This window comes from Deferrisoma sp. (genome assembly GCF_054681715.1).
This window is the reverse complement of sequence record NZ_BAAHFQ010000065.1, coordinates 1-17731: the sequence shown is the minus strand read 5'-3', so window position 1 is coordinate 17731 and position 17731 is coordinate 1. Positions and strand designations below refer to the sequence as shown.

Below are 17731 nucleotides of genomic sequence, written 5' to 3'. Positions count from 1 at the left end.
TTCGTGCTCCGGTATGCGGCCTCGTTCCCCAAGGATCTGCGCCCCTCGGGGCTGTGACCGGCGCGGCCGCCGATTTCATCGAATTTTAATGTGCCGTTAAAGTCCTTCTAAGATTGACCCGGTAGGATAGGCACCGTAGGCGACGCACTCACGACACACCGCCGGCGGGTGGCAGCGCCGGCACGCGCCGCGAGAGCCTCTCCTCATCTTCCTCCTCCTGCCCGAAGGGGGCCGCCACGTGGCGGCCCCCTTCGGGTTTTCCGGCCCTGGGGCTTTCGCCTCCGCGCACGAGCGGGGCCGGACGCGGCGGCGCCGGCCCTGCCCTCGGCTCAGTCGGTGTGCCGGACGATCAGAACGGGCACCTTGGCCCGCTGGGTCACCCGATGGGCCACCGAGCCCAAGAGCACCTCGCCCACGGCGGAGTGGCCGTGGGAGCCCATCACGATCACGTCGGCCTGGCACCGCTCGGCCTCGTCGAGGATGGCCTGGCTCGGCCGTCCCTCCACGATCCGGATCTCCTTGACCCGGTCGCGGCCCTGGGGGTCGGTGCAGGTCTCTTCCTGACAGAACAGTTCCAGCCGCTCCCTCACCCGCTCCACGATCCGCTGCCGCCCCTCGGCCTCGAGTTTCTCCCTCACGTCCTTGGGCAGGTACACGTCCACCATGCTCTTCGTCATGGGCGTGAGGGGCTCCAGGGCATGGACGATGACGATCTTGGCGTCGTAGCGCTGGGCGAGGCTCATGGCCCAACGGAAGGCGTCGGGGGCCCGGTGGGACAGGTCGCTGGCGAACAGGATGGTCTTGATGTCCGGGAGCATCGCGAGTTCCTCCTTTGGGGATCAGCCGAGGCCCGGGAGCATCTTCCCGGGATTCAGGATGTTCTTGGGATCAAGGGCCCGTTTGATCCGGCGCATGTACTCCAGGGCCGCGCCGTGCTCGGACTCCATGAAGGGGAGCTTCCCGATGCCCACTCCGTGCTCCCCGGTGGAGGTGCCCCCGATCGCGATGGAGTGTTCCACCACGGCCCGGTTCACCCGCTGCACCGCCTCCTTGGCCGCGGCGTCGGCCGGGTCGAACAGGAGGCCCAGGTGGAGGTTGCCGTCGCCGGCATGGCCCCAGAAGAACCCGGTCACCCCCTCCCGCTCCACGGCGGCCTTGGCGTGGTCCACCATCTCGGCGTACCGGCTGATCGGCACGCAGGTGTCCACCAGCAGCACGGCCCGGCCGGGGTGATTGCGCTTGATGGACTCCAGGGCCCCGTGGCGGGCCTCCCACAGCCGCACCCGCTCGTCGGCGCCGATGCCCCGGTCGATCCGGACGGCGCCGTGCTCGGCGAGCACCCCCTCCACCATCTCGTACTGGCTCTCCAGGGCGGCCGCGTTCACGTTGTGGAACTCGAGGAACAGCATGGGTTTCTCCTCGAGGTCCATCTTCCGGTCCCGGTTGATCTCGGCCACCACGGCGTCGTCCATGAGCTCGAGGGCCGCCGGGTTGAGGCCGTAGCGGATCGTGTCGCTCACCGCCTCGCAGGCCGCGTGGATCGAGGGAAACGTGGCGACCACGGTCAGGTACTCGGGCGGAAGCCCCCGCAGCCGCAGGGTGGCCTTCGTGACGATGCCCAGGGTGCCCTCGCTCCCCACGAGGAGGCGGATCAGGTCGTACCCCGAGGAGCTTTTGATGGCCCGGCTCCCGAGGCGGAGCACCTGACCGTCGGCCATCACCACCTCTAGGCCGAGCACCGAGTCCCGGGTGGCGCCGTAGGCCACGGTGCGCACCCCCGAGGCGTTGTTGCCGATCATCCCGCCGATGGCGGCCCAGGCCCCCGGGTCGGGCGGGAAGAAGAGCCCGTAGTGGCGCAGTTGCTCGTTGAGCTCCCGGTACCCGATGCCCACCTCCACGTCCACCTGGAGGTCCTTCTCCCGGATCTCCAGGATCCGGTTCATCTCGTTAAAGTCGAGCACGATGCCGCCGTGGACCGGGATGGGGTTCCCCTCGAGGCTCGTGCCGGCGCACCAGGGGGTCACCGCGTACCCCCGTTCGTTGGCCAGCTTGACCACGGTGACCACGTCCTCGGTCTTCTGGGGCCACACCACCACGTCGGGCCGGTGGGGCTCGTGGTACGACTCGTCCTTGGAGTGGAGATCGAGGTTCGACTCGCCGGTGGAGACGTGCTTCTCCCCGATCGCCTGTTTGAGGTACGCCACGTCTTCGGGGGTCACGCGGGGATGGGACATGGGATCTCCTTTGCAACCAAGGGACACCAGGGCTCACGGGCCGGGGAGACCCGCTTGCAAGCAACTTCGGCTAGGCGGCTAAGAACATCGGGATCCCGGTGTCATCGCGCCGGCCAACCCGTGGGAGCGGCCGCCGGGTCAGGGGCCAGAATTCAGAAGTCAGAGGTCAGGGAACCCCCGGTCCTCTGTCGCCTGTCCTCTGGCACCTGGCACGGTCTCCGGTCCCGTGGTCCAGACCGCGGCGGCCCACCGTGCGGCCGAGGCAGAAGCTATTGTTTCTGCGAACAGGCCGCGCCCCGCGGCCTACCGGAGCTCCCAACTGACACGGCGTCGATCGCCCCCGGTTCGGGGGCAAGGGGCCTCCCTCCGGCCGGGCGCGAGTGCCGGCACCCGAACCGCCGCGCAGCCCAAGCCAGGGGCGGTTGCCCCATCGCCTATCCGCCGAGACGCGGCGGGTTCGTGGTGCGAGCGTCGGAGGCACTGCGCGGCTTTTTGCGGGGGCCGCACCCGGCTCTCCGGGAGGCCCCTTGCCCCGCCCGCCAGCGCCTACGCGCGTCAGTGGGCCGCGAACAGGCCGCGCCTCGCCGCCTACGGAGCTTCCCGGGACGTCAACGGCCCTCCCGGTCCCACCGCCGCAGCACGTCGCGCTTGATCTTCCCGGTGGCGGTCATGGGCAGCTCGTCCACGAACGCGATCTTCCGGGGGTACTCGTGGGCCGCGAGCCGGGTCCGGACGTGCTCCTGGATCTCCCGGGCCAGGTCCTCCGTGGGTTCGCGCCCCGGGGCCAGAACCAGGTAGGCCTTCACCACTTCGCCCCGCACCGGGTCGGGGCTGCCGATCACCGCCGCCCGGGCCACGGCCGGGTGCTGCATGAGCGAGTCCTCGATCTCGGTGGGGCCGATCCGGTACCCGGCGCTCAGGATGAGGTCGTCGGCGCGGCCCAGGAACCAAAGATATCCGTCTTCGTCCATCTTCGCCAGGTCCCCGGTGCGGCACCAGTCGCCGGTGAACTTGCGTTCCGTGGCCTCGGGGTTCTGCCAGTACCCCAGGAACATCACGGGGTCGGGCCGGCGCACCGCGATCTCCCCCATCTCCCCCGGCGGCACGGGCCTGCCGTCCTCGCCGATCACGGCCACGGTGTGGCCGGGCACGGGCCTGCCCATGGATCCCGGCCGGACCTCCAGGATCTTGGCGCAGTTCCCCACCACCAGGTTGACCTCGGTCTGGCCGTAGAACTCGTTGATTGTGACCCCCAGGGCCTCGCGGCCCCAGGCCAGGGTGTCCTCCCCCAGGGACTCGCCGCCGCTTCCCACGGTGCGAAGACGGGCTCCGAACCGGCCCGGGTCGGGCACCTGCCGCATCATCCGAAGGGCCGTTGGCGGGAGAAACGCATTTCGCACCCCGTGGCGGGCCATCCGGAAAAACGCTTCCTCAGGGTCGAACTTCCGGGCCCGGAACGCGAGCACCGGCACCCCGTGGTGCCAACTGGGCAGGAGTACGTCGATCAGCCCGCCGATCCAGGCCCAGTCCGCCGGGGTCCAGAAGAGATCCCCGGGCTGGGGGAAGAACTCGTGGGGGAACTCCACCCCGGGCAGGTGCCCCAGGAGCGTGCGGTGGGCGTGGAGGGCCCCCTTGGGGGGGCCCGTGGTGCCCGAGGTGTAAATGATCAGGGCGGGGTCGCCGGCCCGGGTGTCGGCGGGGTCGAACCCGGCCGCGCCCGCCTCGAGTTCGGCCCAGAACGGCAGCGCGCCCCCGGGGGTCTCGTCGCCCACCACGAACACGTGGGCGAGCTCGGGCAGCCGGTCCCGGAGGCCGAGCACCTTGGGGAGCCCCTCGGGGTCGGTGACCACGGCCCTGGCGCCGCTGTTCGCCAGCCGGTACTCCAGGGCGTCGGGCCCGAACAGGGTGAAGAGGGGTACCGCAATGGCCCCCAACTTGTACACGGCGAGATGGGTGATCGCCGTCTCGGGGCTCTGCCCCAGGAGGATCCCCACCCGGTCGCCTCGGCCGATCCCTCGGTGGGTCAGGGCGTTGGCCAGCCGGTTCGACAGCTCGGCGAGCTGGCCGAAGGTGTACCGGGTCTCCCGCCCGGCGCCGTCCACGTACACCAGGGCCAGGGCATCGGGGGGTTGGCGGTCGCAGACGTCGACCGCGATGTTGTAGCGTTCCGGGATCCGCCACCGGAACCGGGAGACGACCTCTTCGTAGGTGCGGCCGGGCTCGAGCATGGGAGCGCCTCCGGGTGTCGCGGGGTTTCGTGGCGGCCCGGCGGTGGACGGGGCAAAACCGCCCCCGAGGAGACCATTCCCCCGTGGGAGCCCCCGCCGGGCCGGCGCGGGCGCATGGCCGGAAGAACGTAGCGGAACCTGCGCCGTTTGCAAGGGGCGCGGCTTGACTCGCCGGGGCGCCGCCCTTATGTAGGGGCATCTTTTTCCCGGCGGCCGGAACGCGAGCGCGGCGCGAGGGGATGCGAACGATGGGAAAGGACTACTACGCCATTCTCGGGGTGGACCGCGGGGCGAGCGCCGAGGAGATCAAGAAGGCCTACCGCCGGATGGCCCTGAAGTACCACCCCGACCGCAACCCGGGGGACAAGGAGGCCGAGGAGAAGTTCAAGCTCTGCGCCGAGGCCTACGAGGTGCTCTCGAACCCGGAGAAGCGGCGCCTCTACGACGCCTACGGGGAGGAAGGGCTCGACGCCCGGGGCGTGCACCACGGGTTCGGCGGGTTTGAGGACATCTTCTCGGCCTTCCAGGACATTTTCGGGGATCTGGGGTTCGGCATGGGGTTCGGCCCCCGCCGGCCGCGTTCGCGGGTTCGCCGCGGCCGGGACCTCCGGCACGAGATGACGGTGACGCTGGCCGAGGTCATCCGGGGGGGAACCCGGAAAATCAAGGTCCGAAAACCCGCCCCCTGCGAGGCCTGCGGGGGTTCGGGGGCGGCCGACCCGGAGGACGTGCGCACCTGTCCCACGTGCCGGGGCCGGGGCATGGTGATGCAGGTGGTGCGCCAGGGGTTCACCACGATCCAGTCCACGACCCCTTGCCCCGACTGCCGGGGCGAGGGCCGCCGGATCGAGCGGCCGTGCCCGGCCTGCGACGGGGCCGGCTCGACCCGGGTGGAGCGGGTGGTGGAGGTCCGGATCCCGCCGGGGGTGGAGGACGGCCAACAGATCCGGGTCGAGGGGGCCGGAGAGGAGATCCCCGGCGGCGTGCCCGGGGACCTCTATATCCAGCTCCGGGAGGAGGAGCACCCGCTCTACGAGCGCCGGGGGGCCGACCTGTTCGCCCCCTTGCGGATCGATCTCTTACAGGCCATCGAGGGCGGCGACGTGGAGGTGGAGGGCCCCGACGGCGAGCCCCTCCGGATCCGGGTCGAGGAGGGGGTCCAGTCGGGCACGGTCAAGGTGCTGCGGGGTAAGGGCGTGCCGGTCCTGGGCCACCCGGGCATGCGGGGGAACCTCTACTTCCAGGTCTGGGTCGCCACCCCCACGGGGCTCTCCCGGGAGCAGAAGGAGGCGCTGCGCTCGGCCCTGGCCGGGGTCGCGGCGCCTGGCGCCGACGAACACCACGGCGGATGGAAGGACTGGGTGCGGGCGTTCTTCGGGGGTGGGCGGTAGGCGCGCCGCCCGGACCCCTCAGCCGTCCGGCAGTTTTCCCCCGGAGTTCAGGAGCACGGCCCGCTCGAAATCCGAGGGGTTCGTGGCGGCCGACCGGGCCGTCTCGAACGAGATCACCCCGGCCGCGTAGAGGTCCATGAGGTGCTGGTCGAAGCTCTGGGTGCCGTAGGTGTCGCGGCCGGCCTCGATCACGTCCTTGATCTCGTGGGTCTTGAGCGGGTCCTTGATGCACTCCTCGATGTGCTTCGTCATCCGCAGGATCTCCAGGGCGGCCACCCGACCCCGGCCGTCCTTGCGGGGCAGGAGCCGCTGGCTCACCGTGGCCTTGAGGTTCTCGGCCAGCCGGATCCGGACCATGTTCTGCTCGGCCGAGGGAAACACGCTGATCAGCCGCCCCACGGTCTTGGCGGCGTCGGTGGTGTGCACCGTGCTGAACACCAGGTGCCCCGTCTCGGCCGCCCGCAGGGCGATGTCGATCGTCTCGGTGTCGCGCATCTCCCCCACAAGAATGATGTCGGGGTCCTGGCGGAGAGCCGCCCGTAGGGCCCGGTTGAAGTCGGGGGTGTCGAGCCCGATCTCCCGCTGGCTCACCGAGCTCTTCTTGTTGCGGTGAATGAACTCGATCGGGTCCTCGATGGTCAGGATGTGGCAGCGCTTGTGCTCGTTGATGTGGTCGATGAGGGCGGCCAGGGTGGAGCTCTTCCCGCTCCCGGTGACCCCGGTGATGAGCACGAGCCCCCGCTCCTCCAGGGCGATCTCCTTCAAGACCGGGGGCAGGCCCAGCTTGTCGAGGGTCGGCACCTCGAAGGGGATCACCCGCAGGATCACCGCGTAGGTGTTGCGCTGGCGGTACACGTTGACCCGGAACCGGCCCACCCCGTTCACCGAGTAGGACCCGTCCCACTCCCGGATCGCCTCCACGTCCACCGGCGGGTGGGAGCCCGCCACGATGGCCTCCACCACGGCCCGGGTGTCGGCCGGGGTGAGCAGGGGGCTCTTGACCTCCTGGAGCACCCCGTTGACCCGGAACAGCACGGGGGTGTTCACCTTGAGATGGATGTCGCTCGCCCCGGCCTTCATGGCCGCGGCCAGAACCTTGTGGAAGGTTTCCCGTTCCATGTGTGTCTTTCCTCCGGACGGCGTCAGTGGGGAGGAAGAACCGGGCCCGGCGCAGGGAGTCCGTTCACGAACCACTCCGGGATCGCCGCCTGGCGCCTGAGGTCCCGGCAGGCCGGGCAGTAGGTGAGCCAGACCCGTTCGGTTCCGGTGGGGTACACCGAGGTGATAAGCTCGTCGTGGCCGCAGCGCCCGCAGCGGTTCGGCTGGGGGCTCACCACGACGCGGGGGGTGCGAGGCGCGGACACGGTTCCTCCGAAGCTTGGGGGTGCCGGATGCCCGATCGGCCGGAAGGGAGGGAATCTTGAGCGAGGAACCGACGGCGGGGCTCCCCTGGGAGCGGGCCGCGTTGGAGTGGGTGGAGAGCCTGGAGCGGGGGCGGCCGACCCCGGCGGGGGGCTCCCTCGCCTGGGTCACCCTGGCCGGCGCCGCGGGCCTGGCCGCCAAGCTCGAGGCGATCGAAGGCCGATGCGGCGAGGGGTTCCGGGCCCGGGCCCGGGCCTTCGTCCGGGCGGCGGCAGACGATGCCGAGGGGTTCCGGCGGGCCCGCACGCCCGGGGAGCGCATGGCCTTCCTCCGGCGTTCGGGGACCCTGGTGGAGGAGGCGATGCGGTTCTTGGAGGACCTTCGGGCCGCGACGGCCCGGTGTGACCGCGCCGCGATCCGGCCGGACTGGGAGGCCGCCCTGCGCCTGGCCGGGGCGGCCGTGGAGGTGTTGTGGGAAAACCAAAGGGTGAACGCCGCGACCTGGGGCGCCGGCGCCGGGTCCGGTCCGAAACCGGGGAAATGAGCGGCGGCTGGGGCTGCCCCCACGAGGACCGGGGGCGGTGCACCCGGCGCGGGGCGCCCTGCGAGGCCGGGGCGGAGGGGTGCGTGCTGGAGGCGGCCTTCCGCAAAGGGGGCGGGCCGGACGACGGCTGAGCCGGCCGGCCCCGTCAGTCCACCTGCAGGAGGAGTGCCTTGAGGTAGGAGGTCTCCGGCATGGCCGGGAGCCAGGGGTGATCGGGGCCCTGCCCGCCCGAGCCGACCACCCGCACGCCGCGGCCGGCCGCGGCCGCGGCGAGGGCCACGGTTTCGACGAACGCCTCGGGCCGCACGTGGTGGGAGCAGGAACAGGTCACCAGATGGCCCCCGGGCCGCACCGCGCGAAGGCCCCACTTGTTCAGGTTGAGGTATCCCTTGAGGGCCTCGGGCACGTGGCGCCGGGACTTGGCGAAGGCCGGGGGGTCGAGCACCACGAGGTCGAAGGTTTCGCCCCGTGTCGCCGCGTCCTTCAGGAACCCCAGGGCGTCGGCCTCCACGGTCCGGGGGGCTTCGAGGCCGTTCTCCCGGGCGTTTCGCCGGACCATCTCGAGGGCCGCGGCCGAGGCGTCGAGCCAGACGACCTCCCGGGCTCCCCACAGGGCGGCGTGGAGCCCCCAGGCTCCGGAGTAGCAGAAGGCATCGAGCACCCGGGCCCCGGGGCAGAGAGGCCGGATCAGGCGGTAGTTCTCCCGCTGGTCGAAGAAAAACCCGGTCTTCTGGCCCCCTCGCAGGTCGGCCCAGAGGATGAGTTCCCCCAGCCGGAACCGGACCGCGTCGGGCACCTCGCCGGCCACCTCCACCTGGAGGGGCAATCCCTCGAGGGCGCGGGCCCGGGCGTCGTTCCGGAGCACGATCCCCCGGGGGGCGAGCACCTCCCCGAGCGCCGCGAGCACCTCGTCGCGGCGGCGGTCCATGGCCGCTGTGAGGAGCTGCACCGAGAGGTGGTCGCCGTAGCGGTCCACCACGAGGCCGGGCAGGTCGTCGGCCTCTCCGAAGACGACCCGGCAGGCCCGGGCTCCCTCGGGGCCGAGCCAGGCCTGCCGGCGGGCGGCGGCCCGGCCCACCCGGTCCCGGAGGAAGGCCCCGTCGAGGGGCCGCTCCTCGCCCGGGGCGTGGAGGCGCACGCTGATCAGGCTGCGGGGGTTGAAGGTGCCGGACCCCAGGACGCGGTCGCGGTGGTCCACCACCACCACGTCCTCCCCCGGGGGGATGGACCGGTCGAACCCGTCGATCTCGTTCGAGAACACCCAGCGGTGGCCCCCGGCCACGCGCCGGCGGGCCCGGGGTTTGAGGCGAACGATTGGGGCCACGGAGCCTCTCCTCACGGAAGGGGTGGGGAAAGGGAGCTTGTACCCGGGAGGGGGCGGGCGTGTCCACCGCGACCGAGGCCCGCCGCAAGATCCGGGTTTCGGTGCGCGCCGCCTTCGGGGTATGCAGGGGGAAAGCTGCGTGGTCGAGCCCCCCAGGAGAGATCCCGATGGAACACCCCGAACGCGACTACGAGAGGATGGAGCGGGCAATCCGGTTCCTGGAAACGAGGGCGGAGGACCATCCGTCCCTCCGGGCCCTGGCCCAGCACCTGGGCCTGAGCCCCTACCACGCCCAGCGCCTGTTCCGGCGGTGGACCGGGCTCACTCCCAAGCAGTTCCTCCAACACCTCACGGCCGAGCGGGCCAAGGACCGGCTCAGGCGGTCCCGCTCGGTGTTGGAAACCGCGTGGGATGTGGGCCTGAGCGGTCCGGGCCGGCTCCACGACCTGTTCGTGACCCTCGAGGCGGTGACCCCCGGCGAGTACCGCCGGCACGGCGCCGGGTTGGAGATCCGGTGGGGTGTGCACCCGACGCCGTTCGGTCCGGCCGTGGTGGCCCTCACTCCTCGGGGCGTGTGCGGGCTGCGGTTTGCCGGCCCGGGTGGGCCCGGCGAGGTCCTGGGGGAGCTCCGGGCGGAGTTCCCGGACGCCCGGTGGGTCGAGGCGCCGGCCGCGACGGCCGAGGTGGTGCGCGCGGCCTTCGGCCCCGAGCCCCGGGAGATCCGGCTCTGGGTCCGGGGCACGAACTTCCAGGTCCAGGTCTGGCGGGCGCTCCTCCGGATCCCCCCGGGGGCGGCGGTGACGTACGGGGATCTCGCGGTGGCCCTGGGCCGGCCCGGGGGCGCCCGGGCGGTGGGCCGGGCGGTGGCCACGAACCCGGTGGCCTACCTGATTCCGTGCCACCGGGTGCTCCGGGCCGACGGCCGGCTCGGGGGATACCGGTGGGGTGAGGCCCGCAAGCGGGTCATGCTGGCCCGGGAATGGACGGCGAGCCGATGAGCAAACGGATCACCATCGAGGGCGTGGCCGGCCAACGGCTCGATCGCCTGGTGGCCGAGGCCCTGCCCGGGACGAGCCGGCGCCAGGCCAAGCGGTGGATCGACGGCCGCCGGGTCTGGGTGAACGGCCGGGTCGAGATCATGGCGTCCCGGGTACTGCGGGGCGGGGAGCGGGTCGAGGTGGAGCCCGAGGCCCCCCCGGAGCCGGCCGAGCCCCCCGAGATCCCGGTGGTCTGGGAGGACGACCGCCTCCTGGCGGTGAACAAGCCCCCCGGGATCCCCTCGGGGCCCACCCGGGATCCCCGCCGGAACCACGTGGAAGGCGTGCTCGCGGCCCGCCGGGGCTCCCCCCTGGTCCTGGTGCACCGGCTGGACCTCGACACGACGGGGGCGCTGCTGCTGGCCAAGACGCCGGAGGCCGGGGCCGGGCTCGCCCGGCTGTTCCGGGAGCGCCGGGTGGAGAAGACGTACCTGGCCCTGGTGGAGGGCGAGCCCCCCGGGACGTTCCACGTGGTTTCCCATCTGCGGGAGGGCCAGGGGCGGGTCCACGTGGTGCGTTCCGGCGGCCTGCGCGCGGAAACCCGGTTCGAAACCCTGGCGAGGGGGGGCGGGGTGGCCCTCGTGGCCGCCCGGCCCCGCACCGGAAGGATGCACCAGATCCGGATCCAGTTGGCCCGGGAGGGGTTCCCGATCCTGGGCGACCCGGTGTACGGCGGGCCCAACCGGGTAGGAGACCTCACGGTCCACCGCCAGATGCTCCACGCCCTGGCCCTCCGGTTCCCCCACCCCGCCACGGGCGAGCCCCTGCGGATCGTCGCCCCCCCGCCCGAGGACTTCCGGGCCGCGGCCCGGAAGCTGCTGGGCCCGGCCGCGTGGCGGCGGGCGCTCGCCCGAGTCCCGGGGGAACCCGGGCCGGGGTAGCCTTCACGGCCCGTCGTCCTCTTCTTCCGGCCCAAAGAGCCGGAACTCTTCCGCCCGAAACTCCCGCTCGCGGCGCGGCCAGGAAGACCACCCCTCCATCAGTCGGACGATCCGCGGGTACGCCGTCACGAACCCCACCCCCCGAACCCGCTGGGGCAACCGGCAGTGCCGGCACCGCACCAGGGCGAGGAGGTCGTTGTCCCGGCGGCAGGCCCGTCCGAACACGAAGTCCATCTCCTCCAGCGTCCAGGGTGTGCCGCAGGCCGGGCACGGGATCTCGACCCCGAGGGAACGGGCTTCCACCTCCACCACGGGCCAGTGTCCGTTCCGGTCGGGCCCCCAGTCGGCCGGCCGGATCCGGTCGATGCCCCCCTCGGTCTCCACCACGTACCACCGGCCGTCGCCGGCTTGCCGGGCCTTGCGCACCGGTTGACTCCTCCCGGGTTTGGTGGTTGCGCCGCGAACGAGGCCCACGGTACCGGAGAGGATTCCAGACTCTCTGCGGGTCCACAAGCCCTTGAGTCCCCGAGCGGGCGCGCTAGGCTGGGTTTGGCTAGGCGGCTGGGCGGCGTCGCCCAAGCGGGAGAAGAGAGGGGGAGGCCGCCACGCTGCGGCGCCGCCCATTCGGACTGTCCTCGGCCGCCCGATCCCCAGGAGGTTTCCGATGGACTGGAACGTGGTGGCGACGGTGCAGGAGGGGCGGTTCGCCCGGGCCCTCGACCTTCTGGGCGGATGGGGCCGGGTGGAGAAGACCGGGTACTACAACGTGTTGGTCTTGGCCGCCGATGAGCCCCGCCGGGTCCTGGAGGAGCTCACGGCCATGGGCCGGGACGCGCCGGGACTGGTGGCCTGCCTTGCCCGGGTCGTCCCGGCGGACACGGCCTTCGATTTCGGCTCGGCCGAGGAGTTCCGCGACCGGTCCCGGGAAGCGGTGCTCCGGTGGGTGGACGCGCTGGAGGGCCGAACGTTCCACGTGCGGATGCACCGCCGGGGGTACAAGAAGCGGCTTTCCAGCCAGGAGGAGGAGCAGCGGCTCGACGCCGTGTTGTTGGAATCCTTGGCGGCCCGGGGCCGGCCGGGGCGGGTCACCTTCGACGACCCGGACTTCATCGTGGCGGTGGAGACCGTGGGCGGCCGGGCCGGGCTGTCCCTGTGGAGCCGGGAGGAGCGCCGGGCGTACCCGTTGCTGGGGCTCGACTGAATAGAGGCGCGCGAGGAGATCGCGGGGCCATGGGGCCTGCTTCCGGCCGGGCGCGAGTGCGGCACCCGATCGCCGCGCCTCTCCATGCCGTTATCGGCTCGGCAGCCCGGGGCGGCGGTGGCGGGCGTTCCGGAGGTTCCCAAGCGATCCGGGCGTGGTGAGGGCGCGGCGAGGTAAGGGGCCGCGCCCGGCGCTCCAGCAGGCCCCATGGCCCCGATCGTGTCTACTTGGCCGCCGGAGGAATACCATGGGGCGTGTGGAGTTCCTCGAGGAGTTGCGAAACCGGGTGCGGGTGTTTCGGGATCGGGCCGAGGCGGGCCGGGTGCTGGCGGGGATGCTGGGAGACCTTCGGTGGGGCCCGGCCCTGGTGCTTGCGATCCCGGCCGGCGGGGTACCGGTGGCGGCCCGGATCGCCGGGGAGCTGGGGCTCGACCTGGATCTCGCCGTGGTGAGCAAGATCACCCCGGGTTGGAACCCCGAGGTCGGCTATGGGGCCGTGGCGTTCGACGGAAGCGTGCTGGTGAACGATTCCATGGTGCGGTGGCTCCGGATCGACCCGGAGGAGAGGGAGCGGGGCGTCGCCCGGACCCGGCGGAAGGTGGCCCGGCGCCTTCGGGAGCTTCGCGGAACCGAAGACCCCCCGGATGTCCGGGACCGGCCCGTGGTGCTCGTGGACGACGGGCTGGCCTCGGGGGTCACCATGGAAGCGGCCGTCCTGGCCCTGGGCCGGTTGGGGGCCGGCCCGATCACCGTCGCGGTGCCCACGGCCCACGTGGACGCCGCGCGCCGTCTTGCGGCCCGGGTCCCCCGGGTGGTCGTGGCGAACCTGCGGGAGGGCACGCCGTTTGCGGTGGCCGACGCCTACGCGAACTGGTACGACGTGGGGGAGGACGAGGTTCGCGAGATCCTCGGGGTGTTTCGGGGTAAGGGAGGGGGCGCGAGCTGAAGGGGGCGGCCCTTCGGCCGCCCCCTTCCGGAGCTACTTCTCTTCCTTCTTCGTGAACTGTACCGGCTTGTCGCAGGTGGGGCACTTCTTCGGCTTGCAGCGGGAATCGCGCTCGTAACCGCAGTCGGGGCATACCCAGGTCGCCATGACGCACCTCCTTCGGTGGGTTGGGGCCCAACATCAAGGGAGTTCGTCCCCCTCCTCCATCACGTAGATGCCGGGCAGATTCCGATACCGTTCGTCCAGGTCGAGCCCGTAGCCCAGGAGAAACCCGTCTTCCAGGTGGAAGCCGCGGTAGTGGACCGGGATCTCCACCTCGCGCCGGCCCGTCTTGTCCACGAGCGTGCACACCTTGAGGCTCGCCGGGTGTCGGGCTTCGAGATCGGCCAGGAGCTTGGAGAGCGTGGTGCCCGAGTCCACGATCTCCTCCACCACGATTACGTGGCGGCCCTCGATCGGGTCCTGGAGCGGCAGGAGCTCCTTCACGTGGCCGCTCGTCACGGTGCCCGAGCCGTAGCTCGACAGCCGCACGAAGTCCACGGAACAGGGCACTTCCAGGTACCGGATCAGGTCGGCGAGGAAGATGAACGCCCCCTTCAGGACCCCGATCAGGTGGATTTGACGACCTTTATAGTCCTTATTGATCGCGGCTGCAAGCTCGATCGTGGCCTGCCGAATCGCCTCGGGGGAGTACACGAGTCGCACGGTTCACCTCGGGTTGACGGTCGCGAAACGGAAGATACCCTTGCAGGGCCTCGGGTGGGGCGGTTTCTACCACAGGGGGATGGGCGGAGGCCACCATGGACTCGTTTCGACGTATCGTGGTTCCCGTGGATTTTTCCCCGTTTTCGAAGCGGGCCCTGCGGGCGGCCGTGCGCCTGGGCAAGGGGTGCGGGGCGGAGATCCACCTCGTGCACGTGGTTCCGGAGTACGAGCTGCCCAGCGCCTTTCACGTGCGACTGCCCGACCGGAAGGAACTGGAGCAGAAGGTCCGGCAGTGGGCCCAGCGAGCCTTCGACGACTATCTCAGGGGAGAGGATCTGGCCGGGTTGCCGGTGGTCCGGGAGGTCCGGTACGGCAAGCCTGCCCGGGTGATCTGCGATTACGCCACCGAGGTGGGCGCCGACATGATCCTCCTGGCGAGCCACGGCCGCTCGGGGTTCGAACGGGCCGTGTTTGGAAGCGTGGCCGAGAAGGTGCTCCGGATGGCCGACCAACCCGTCATGGTGGTGAAGGGTCCGGTGGAGTGAGGGTGTTTTCGTAACGGAGGAACCATGGGACACAGGGGATTTTGGGCTGGATTGGTCGCCGTCGCCATGGCGGCGCAGGTGCTCGCCGCGGGGGGCCGCGGACCGTTGAATCACCAGATCGGTGAGCCGTTTCCCGATTTCGAGTTCCCGGCGCTCGTGGCGCCCGAGGACTACGCGGCCCTGGGGCTCGATCGCCGGGAAGGACCGGTGCGGCTGTCCGAGATCCCGGGCGATCTTCTGATCCTCGAGTTCTTCAACCAGTTCTGCCTCACCTGCCAGCGGCAGGTGCCCTACCTGGCCGAGGTGTACCGCCGGGTCCAGGAGGGCGACCTCGCGGGCAGGGTGCGCATCCTGGCGGTGGGAGTGGGCAACCGGCCCCAGGATCTTCGGAAGTTCCGGCAGGAGCTCGGAGCGGTGTACCCGATGGCCGCCGACCCCCTGTTCGAACGGTGGATGGACCTGGGGGATCCCGGCGGGACCCCGTTCACCCTGTTCCTGTTGCGACGGGGCCAAAACTGGGTGCTCGCCGACTTCCATTTGGGCCTCCAGGGCGACACGGAGGTTCTGGCCCGGTCCCGGGTGATTCTGGAGGGCCGGGCCGACCTCGCCCGGAAATGGACCCCGGAGGAGGGGACGGAACATCACCCACCGCTGGGGCTCACCCGGAAGGAGCAGGCGGAGCGGGCCCGGGCGTTCCTCTCTCGCGTGGTGGGCCGGCCCGTGGAGGTGGAGCCGGTGGAGGTGGAAGGGGTGCGGTTCTACCGGGCCGTGGCGCCGGACGGGGAGAAGCTTGATCTTTTTGCCCGGATCTCGAGCCGCGATCCGGTGTGCGACGTGTGCCACGCCGTGCACTTCCTGATTGCCCTCGACGCCCGGGGAACGGTCCGAGGGTTCGAGCCGATCCACGTGACGAAATTCGGCAACGAGCCCTGGTCCGAGGCGGACGTGGAGCGGATGGCGAGGATCCTGGACGGGCGCCCCGGCCGGGCCCTCTCCTTCGACCCGGAGACCGACGCCGTGACGAGCGCCACCATGAGCTCGGCCCTCATCTTCGACGAGGTGCGCCGGAGCGCGGAGCTCCTCGGCAAACTCGGTTCGGGGGGGTGAAGTCGGCGGGTGAACGGTCTATGGCCGTCGGCCGCCCCACCGCCCGGGACATGGGCCGGTATGGGAGCGGCATCCACGCCACGGTCGGGGCCAAAGGCCCGAAAGAACGGACGTCGCGGCTTGGAAGCCGCTCCCACAAGGGGGGACGGATGGGGACGCTCAAATCAGAAAAGATTTTCGCATCCTAGCGTTCCAGCCTCCCAGCCTCCCAGCGGAGGTTGCCTCGAAGCCGCGTCGTCCTCACTCCCCGTGCACGTCCACATGGATCACGGCATCGGCCACGCCGGGGATGCTTCGGATCGCCTCCTTGATCCGGTGCGCGATCGCGTGGGCCTCGCGCACGGTGAGGTCGGGCTGCACCTCGATGTCGAGGTTGAGCAGGTAGCCGGTCTCCAGGGGCACCACCCGGGTCCCGTGGAGCCCCATGACCCCGGCTTCCTCCCGCGCGAGCGCCTCGCTCCGGGCCACCACCTCGCTGCGGGCCGAGGGGGCGTACAGGCCGTCGCGGGCGCCCACGGGCTCCACGTGGACCATGGCGTCGCGCACGTTGTGGCCCGTCCGGAGAAGGGCCGCCCGCACCGCCCGGGCCACCTCGTGGCCCTGGACCACGTTGAGCTCGGGCTCCACCTCGATGTCCACGTCCACCACGAGGTCCGAGCCCAGCCGCCGGGCCCGCAGCCCGTGGAGCCCCCGCACCCCGTCCACCCCGAGCACGATGCCCCGGAGCCGCTCGAGCGTGCCCGGCTCCACGCTGGTGTCCACGAGGTCCCGGAGGGCCTGCCAGCCCAGATCCCAGCCCACCTTGGCCACCAGGAGGCTCACGAGGCCCGCCGCGGCCGGGTCGGCCCACTCCCAGCCCCACTTCGCGCCCGCCACCCCGGCCAGCGCCGCCACCGAGGAGAGGGCGTCCGACCGGTGGTGCCAGGCGTTGGCCAGGAGGAGCCGGCTGTCCGTCTCCCGGGCCACCCCGGCGGTCCAGCGGTAGAGCCCCTCCTTGACCGCGATGGAGAGACCGGCCCCGAAAACGGCCAACAGCCCCGGGGCGGGCCCGGAGGCGCCGGCCCAGATCGTGCGGGCCGCCCCGGCCGCCATGCCGAGCCCCGCGGCCAGGAGGATCGCTCCCACCACGGCGGTCGCCAGGGTTTCCACCTTGCCGTGGCCGTAGGGGTGGGTGTCGTCCTCGGGGAGCCGCCCGAACCGGTAGCCCACCAGGACCACGAGGTCGCTGGCCAGGTCCGAGAGGCTGTGGAGGGCGTCGGCCACGAGGGCCGAGCTCCGGCCGAGCACGCCGGCGGCCACCTTGATGACCACGAGCACCAGGTTCACCAGGCTGCCGCCCAGGGTCACCCCCTCCCCCGTGCCGAGCAGGGTGCGGAGGGTCGGCGGAGGTTGCCCCTTGGGGGCACCGGTGTTATAAGATGGCGCCCCGCGGGAGCCGGAGGCTTCCGAATTCCTGGATGTGGGAGGTGGAACCATGCCCATCTACGAATACCGCTGCGACCGGTGCAACGACGAGTTCGAGGTCACCCAGAAGATCACCGACGCCCCCCTGACCGAGTGCCCCCGGTGCCAGGGGCCGGTGCACAAGCTCATCTCCCAGAGCTCCTTCGTCCTGAAGGGCTCGGGCTGGTACCTCACCGATTACGCCAGAAAGAACGGAAAGTCCAGCGAGAAAAAGGCCGACAAGCCGTCCTGCTCGGAGAGCGGATCGAAGGCGTCTTGCTCCTCCTGCTCGGCGGCGAGCGACTGAGCCGCAGGCACAGACCGGATCCACGCGAACGCGGGAGCCCGAGGGCTCCCGCGTTCGCGTTGGGGGACGGGCCGTTCGAGCCCGAACCGGCCGGCATCCCAAAGGGTTCAGGGGGGCGGCGACGGGGCGCGCGTTTTGACTTGCCCCGGACCCGTTGGTAGAGTTCGCCCCCACCCGAAGCGAAGAGGCACGCAGGAGGGATTCCCATGTTTCGCGGCACCATCACGGCGCTCGTCACGCCGTTCCGGAACGGGCAGGTGGACGAGGAGGCGTACCGCCGGCTGATCGACTGGCAGATCGAGCAGGGGGTGGACGGCATCGTGCCCTGCGGCACCACCGGCGAGTCGGCCACCCTGAGCCACGAGGAGCACAACCGGGTGATCGACATCGCCGTGGACGAGGCCCGCGGCCGGGTGCCGGTGATCGCGGGAACGGGCTCGAACAGCACGGCCGAGGCGATCCGCCTCACCCGCCAC

At 71.5% G+C, this 17731-nt stretch carries 21 protein-coding genes; 11 read left to right on the top strand and 10 right to left on the bottom strand.

The features are described 5' to 3' along the window. Nucleotides 1–329: 329 nt before the first annotated feature. The 3 genes from ACY0I8_RS10525 to ACY0I8_RS10515 form a co-directional block, all read right to left on the bottom strand. The gene (locus ACY0I8_RS10525) at nucleotides 330–818 is read right to left on the bottom strand and encodes a universal stress protein (RefSeq protein ID WP_461394705.1); all 489 of its coding nucleotides are present in this window, start codon (nucleotides 816–818) and stop codon (nucleotides 330–332) included. Between the two features lie 21 nt (nucleotides 819–839). Beyond that, on the bottom strand, nucleotides 840–2234 hold the full coding sequence (locus ACY0I8_RS10520; RefSeq protein ID WP_461394704.1) for an FAD-binding oxidoreductase: 1395 nt from the start codon (nucleotides 2232–2234) through the stop codon (nucleotides 840–842). Between the two features lie 608 nt (nucleotides 2235–2842). Beyond that, nucleotides 2843–4462, bottom strand: a complete 1620-nt coding sequence (locus ACY0I8_RS10515) for an acyl-CoA synthetase (protein WP_459942269.1) — start codon at nucleotides 4460–4462, stop codon at nucleotides 2843–2845. A 239-nt stretch (nucleotides 4463–4701) separates the two neighbouring features. Here ACY0I8_RS10515 and dnaJ point away from each other — a divergent pair, with 239 nt between their 5' ends. Beyond that, the gene (gene dnaJ, locus ACY0I8_RS10510; RefSeq protein ID WP_461394703.1) at nucleotides 4702–5853 is read left to right on the top strand and encodes a molecular chaperone DnaJ; all 1152 of its coding nucleotides are present in this window, start codon (nucleotides 4702–4704) and stop codon (nucleotides 5851–5853) included. 18 nt (nucleotides 5854–5871) lie between these two features. Here dnaJ and ACY0I8_RS10505 read toward each other — a convergent pair whose 3' ends face one another. Beyond that, the gene (locus ACY0I8_RS10505) at nucleotides 5872–6972 is read right to left on the bottom strand and encodes a type IV pilus twitching motility protein PilT (protein WP_461394702.1); all 1101 of its coding nucleotides are present in this window, start codon (nucleotides 6970–6972) and stop codon (nucleotides 5872–5874) included. Nucleotides 6973–6995: 23 nt separating this feature from the next. Then, nucleotides 6996–7217: a hypothetical protein gene (locus ACY0I8_RS10500; protein WP_461394701.1), complete on the bottom strand. Its 222-nt coding sequence runs from the start codon at nucleotides 7215–7217 to the stop codon at nucleotides 6996–6998. A gap of 56 nt (nucleotides 7218–7273) precedes the next feature. Between ACY0I8_RS10500 and ACY0I8_RS10495 the strand changes: the two genes are divergently transcribed. After that, a complete protein-coding gene (locus tag ACY0I8_RS10495) occupies nucleotides 7274–7759 on the top strand; it encodes a hypothetical protein (RefSeq protein WP_461394700.1) in 486 nt (161 codons plus the stop codon). Then, on the top strand, nucleotides 7756–7890 hold the full coding sequence (locus ACY0I8_RS10490; protein ID WP_461394699.1) for a hypothetical protein: 135 nt from the start codon (nucleotides 7756–7758) through the stop codon (nucleotides 7888–7890). Before ACY0I8_RS10495 ends, ACY0I8_RS10490 begins: the two co-directional genes overlap by 4 nt. 14 nt (nucleotides 7891–7904) lie before the next feature. Here the strand turns inward: ACY0I8_RS10490 and ACY0I8_RS10485 are convergent, their stop codons facing one another. Further along, nucleotides 7905–9083, bottom strand: a complete 1179-nt coding sequence (locus ACY0I8_RS10485; RefSeq protein ID WP_461394698.1) for a class I SAM-dependent rRNA methyltransferase — start codon at nucleotides 9081–9083, stop codon at nucleotides 7905–7907. 167 nt (nucleotides 9084–9250) lie between these two features. On the opposite strand from ACY0I8_RS10485, the gene ACY0I8_RS10480 reads away from it, so the two are divergent. Then, nucleotides 9251–10081 carry a bifunctional transcriptional activator/DNA repair enzyme AdaA gene (locus ACY0I8_RS10480; RefSeq protein ID WP_461394706.1) on the top strand — a complete coding sequence of 277 codons (831 nt, stop codon included), beginning with the start codon at nucleotides 9251–9253 and terminating at the stop codon, nucleotides 10079–10081. Continuing rightward, nucleotides 10078–11001 (top strand): RluA family pseudouridine synthase, encoded by a 924-nt coding sequence (locus ACY0I8_RS10475; RefSeq protein WP_461394697.1) that lies wholly within the window; start codon nucleotides 10078–10080, stop codon nucleotides 10999–11001. Before ACY0I8_RS10480 ends, ACY0I8_RS10475 begins: the two co-directional genes overlap by 4 nt. A gap of 3 nt (nucleotides 11002–11004) precedes the next feature. Here ACY0I8_RS10475 and ACY0I8_RS10470 read toward each other — a convergent pair whose 3' ends face one another. Then, on the bottom strand, nucleotides 11005–11427 hold the full coding sequence (locus ACY0I8_RS10470) for a hypothetical protein (RefSeq protein WP_461394696.1): 423 nt from the start codon (nucleotides 11425–11427) through the stop codon (nucleotides 11005–11007). 238 nt (nucleotides 11428–11665) lie between these two features. Between ACY0I8_RS10470 and ACY0I8_RS10465 the strand changes: the two genes are divergently transcribed. Together ACY0I8_RS10465 and ACY0I8_RS10460 are read left to right on the top strand one after the other, a co-directional pair. Further along, nucleotides 11666–12202, top strand: a complete 537-nt coding sequence (locus tag ACY0I8_RS10465; RefSeq protein ID WP_459942279.1) for a hypothetical protein — start codon at nucleotides 11666–11668, stop codon at nucleotides 12200–12202. Between the two features lie 247 nt (nucleotides 12203–12449). Continuing rightward, nucleotides 12450–13148 (top strand): phosphoribosyltransferase, encoded by a 699-nt coding sequence (locus ACY0I8_RS10460; RefSeq protein WP_461394695.1) that lies wholly within the window; start codon nucleotides 12450–12452, stop codon nucleotides 13146–13148. A gap of 33 nt (nucleotides 13149–13181) precedes the next feature. Here the strand turns inward: ACY0I8_RS10460 and ACY0I8_RS10455 are convergent, their stop codons facing one another. Together ACY0I8_RS10455 and hpt are read right to left on the bottom strand one after the other, a co-directional pair. Further along, nucleotides 13182–13295, bottom strand: coding sequence for an RCKP-type rubredoxin-like domain-containing protein (locus tag ACY0I8_RS10455; protein ID WP_459942281.1), 114 nt, complete (start codon nucleotides 13293–13295; stop codon nucleotides 13182–13184). Nucleotides 13296–13328: 33 nt separating this feature from the next. Further along, nucleotides 13329–13853 (bottom strand): hypoxanthine phosphoribosyltransferase, encoded by a 525-nt coding sequence (gene hpt, locus ACY0I8_RS10450; protein ID WP_461394694.1) that lies wholly within the window; start codon nucleotides 13851–13853, stop codon nucleotides 13329–13331. A gap of 95 nt (nucleotides 13854–13948) precedes the next feature. Between hpt and ACY0I8_RS10445 the strand changes: the two genes are divergently transcribed. Then, nucleotides 13949–14398, top strand: coding sequence for a universal stress protein (locus tag ACY0I8_RS10445; RefSeq protein ID WP_461394693.1), 450 nt, complete (start codon nucleotides 13949–13951; stop codon nucleotides 14396–14398). A gap of 24 nt (nucleotides 14399–14422) precedes the next feature. Further along, nucleotides 14423–15505, top strand: a complete 1083-nt coding sequence (locus ACY0I8_RS10440; RefSeq protein ID WP_461394692.1) for a TlpA family protein disulfide reductase — start codon at nucleotides 14423–14425, stop codon at nucleotides 15503–15505. Nucleotides 15506–15745: 240 nt separating this feature from the next. Here ACY0I8_RS10440 and ACY0I8_RS10435 read toward each other — a convergent pair whose 3' ends face one another. Beyond that, nucleotides 15746–16852 carry a cation diffusion facilitator family transporter gene (locus ACY0I8_RS10435; protein ID WP_461394691.1) on the bottom strand — a complete coding sequence of 369 codons (1107 nt, stop codon included), beginning with the start codon at nucleotides 16850–16852 and terminating at the stop codon, nucleotides 15746–15748. Nucleotides 16853–16979: 127 nt separating this feature from the next. On the opposite strand from ACY0I8_RS10435, the gene ACY0I8_RS10430 reads away from it, so the two are divergent. After that, nucleotides 16980–17255, top strand: a complete 276-nt coding sequence (locus ACY0I8_RS10430; protein WP_459942286.1) for an FmdB family zinc ribbon protein — start codon at nucleotides 16980–16982, stop codon at nucleotides 17253–17255. A 206-nt stretch (nucleotides 17256–17461) separates the two neighbouring features. Next, the coding region (locus ACY0I8_RS10425; RefSeq protein ID WP_461394690.1) for a dihydrodipicolinate synthase family protein at nucleotides 17462–17731 on the top strand (270 nt) is incomplete at its 3' end.